Below are 2,831 nucleotides of genomic sequence, written 5' to 3'. Positions count from 1 at the left end.
CGACTCGGCGGCGGCGGTGATCCAGTCGGCGTCCGACGCGGCACCGTGGCCGTAGGTGACGGACGAGCCGGCCAGGCCGTCGCCGTGGGCGACCTCGATCGCGTCGACCCCTGCGGCGTCCAACGCGGCGGCGATCTCCCGGACCTCGTCGACGGTGTAGCGGTGCCTGATGGCGTGCATGCCGTCGCGCAACGTGACGTCCTGCACGTACAGGCGGGTCATGACCGTGCCTCCGCTCGGAGAGCGACCAGGCGTTCCGCGGTGCGCAGCGCCGCCGAGGTCATGATGTCGAGGTTGCCGGCGTACGCGGGCAGGTAGTGCCCGGCACCGGAGACCTCCAGGAACACCGACACCTGGATACCGGTGAACCGGCTGCCCAGCGCCGGCACGAACGCGTCGACCGGGTCGAACTGCACGGCCTGTTTGAGCCGGTAGCCGGGCACGTACCCGGCGACCGACCGGACCATGGCTTCCACCGAGGCGGCTACCGCGCCGGTGTCCACGCCGGCCGGGACCAGGCAGTAGACGGTGTCACGCATCAGCAGCGGCGGATCCGCCGGGTTCAGCACGATGATCGCCTTACCCCTGCCGGCACCGCCGACGACCTCCAGGGCGCGGGCGGTGGTCTGGGTGAACTCGTCGATGTTCGCCCGCGTCCCAGGGCCGGCCGAGCGGGACGCGATCGAAGCGACGATCTCCGCGTAAGCCACCGGGGCCACCGCCGCGACGGCGGCGACGACCGGTACCGTCGCCTGCCCACCACAGGTGACCATGTTGACGTTCGGCTCGGCCAGGTGCGCGTCCAGATTCACCGGCGGCACCACGTACGGGCCGACCGCGGCCGGGGTCAGATCCACCACCGTCCGCCCGTGCGCCTGCAGAATCTCGTCGTTGCGCCGGTGCGCACCCGCCGACGTGGCGTCGAACACCAACCCGACGTCGGCGAACTCGGGCATCGCCACCAGGCCGTCGACCCCATCATTCGTGGTCGCCACACCCAACCGGCGGGCCCGGGCCAGCCCGTCAGATTCCGGGTCGATGCCGACCATCGCCACCATGTCCAGCGACTCCGACAGCCGCAGCACCTTGATCATCAGATCGGTGCCGATGTTGCCCGACCCGATCACCGCCACCCCGACACCCATCACGACCCCTCCCCTGACTCGCCGTCGGCCGACCGGTCGGCCGGTTCCGCGCTGAATCTGGTCCGCACCGAGCCGAGCCCGGCGATCCGTGCCTCGTACGCCGCCCCCGGGGTGACCGGCACCATCGGGCCCAGCGCACCCGAGAGCACCACGTCACCGGCCCGCAGCGGATCCCCCGCCGCCGCCAGCGTCGAGGCCAGCCAGGCGACGGCGTGCACCGGATTGCCGAGGCAGGCGGCACCGGCACCCACCGACACCGGCACACCGGCCGATTCCAGCACCATGCCGCACCCCCGCAGATCCACCGAGGCGGCCGGCACCGGCCGGTCACCCAACACGAACAGCCCCGACGAGGCGTTGTCCGCCACCGTGTCCACGATCGAGATGTCCCAACCGGTGATCCGGGAGTCGACGATCTCGACCGCCGGTAGCAGGAAGTCGGTGGCCCGCAGCACGTCAACCACGGTCGCCGGCCCGTCCGGCAGATCCGCGCCGAGCACGAACGCCACCTCGGCCTCCACCCTGGGCTGGATCAACCCGGCCAGGTCGACCTCGTCGCCGTCGGGCACCGCCATGTCGGCGAAGAGCACCCCGAAGTCGGGCTGGTAGACGCCGAACGCGGCCTGCACCGCCGGCGACGTCAGGCCGATCTTCGCGCCGACCCGGCGGCGGCCCGCGCCTGTCCAGCCGGCGACCAACTCCCGCTGCACCGCGTACGCGGCGGCCACGTCACCGACCGGCAACAGGCCGTTCCGCAGCGGCGCACACGGCACCCCGGTGTCGTACGCCCCGGTCAGCACCGCGACAGCGGCCCCGACATCCACAGTCACGCTCATGTCAGATCCACACAGACGTTGGTCAACTCGGAGTAGAAGTCCAGCGAGTGCACGCCACCCTCCCGGCCCACCCCGGAGGCCTTCACCCCACCGAACGGGGTCCGCAGGTCCCGCAGGAACCACGTGTTCACCCACACGATGCCCGCGTCCAACCGCGCACCCGCCCGGTGCGCCCGCCCCACATCCCGGGTCCACACCGTCGCCGCCAGCCCGTAGTCGGAGTCGTTCGCCAACGCGAACGCCTCCTCCTCGGTGTCGAACGGGGCGATGTGACAGATCGGGCCGAACACCTCCTCCCGCAACAACCGCGCAGACTGCCCCAACCCGGTCAACACCGTCGGCTCCACGTACGCGCCACCATCACGGGCATCACCAAACGACGGCACCCCACCACCGGCGCGCACCTCGGCACCCTCGACGCGGGCCAGGTCATAGAAGCCGAGCACCTTGTCCCGATGGCCGCGCGAAATCAGCGGCATCGTCGAGATCGACTCGTCAGCGGGCCAGCCGTACCGGACGTCACGGGCCGCGGCCGACAGCCGGTCCACGAACTCGTCGAACACCGGCCGCTGCACGTACAACCGCTCGGTGCACAGACACACCTGGCCGCCGTTGGTGAACGACGACCGCACCGAGCCGGCGACGGCGGCGTCCAGATCCGCGTCCGCGAACACCAGACCCGCGTTCTTGCCGCCCAGCTCGAACGAGACCGCCTTCACCCCGTCGGCCGCCGCCCGCATGATCGCCGACCCCGTCGCCGACTCACCGGTGAAGGTGATCGCGTCGACTCCCGGATGAGTGGTCAGCCACTCCCCCGCCGCACCCGGCCCGAACCCGTGCACCACATTGA

The 2,831-nt window shown here is 71.4% G+C and carries 3 protein-coding genes and 1 pseudogene; all 4 read right to left on the bottom strand.

Features of this window, described 5'->3' with window-relative positions; translation table 11 throughout:
• Nucleotides 1–222: pseudogene (locus ACFHW1_RS28580) on the bottom strand (4-hydroxy-2-oxovalerate aldolase); the annotation flags it as partial.
• On the bottom strand, nt 219–1,145 hold the full coding sequence (locus ACFHW1_RS28575) for an acetaldehyde dehydrogenase (acetylating) (protein WP_416616680.1): 927 nt from the start codon (nt 1,143–1,145) through the stop codon (nt 219–221). The pseudogene ACFHW1_RS28580 and the gene ACFHW1_RS28575, both read right to left, overlap by 4 nt.
• Nucleotides 1,145–1,975: a 2-keto-4-pentenoate hydratase gene (locus tag ACFHW1_RS28570; RefSeq protein ID WP_416616682.1), complete on the bottom strand. Its 831-nt coding sequence runs from the start codon at nt 1,973–1,975 to the stop codon at nt 1,145–1,147. Before ACFHW1_RS28570 ends, ACFHW1_RS28575 begins: the two co-directional genes overlap by 1 nt.
• 2 nt (nt 1,976–1,977) lie before the next feature.
• Nucleotides 1,978–2,831 (bottom strand): aldehyde dehydrogenase family protein (locus tag ACFHW1_RS28565; RefSeq protein WP_416616678.1); only part of this gene is annotated, 854 nt, incomplete at its 5' end.

Source organism: Micromonospora sp. LOL_014, assembly GCF_048060245.1.
Classification (GTDB): Bacteria; Actinomycetota; Actinomycetes; order Mycobacteriales; family Micromonosporaceae; genus Micromonospora_E.
Note: the sequence above shows the minus strand (reverse complement) of the source record. Positions and strands in the feature narration are given on the sequence as shown.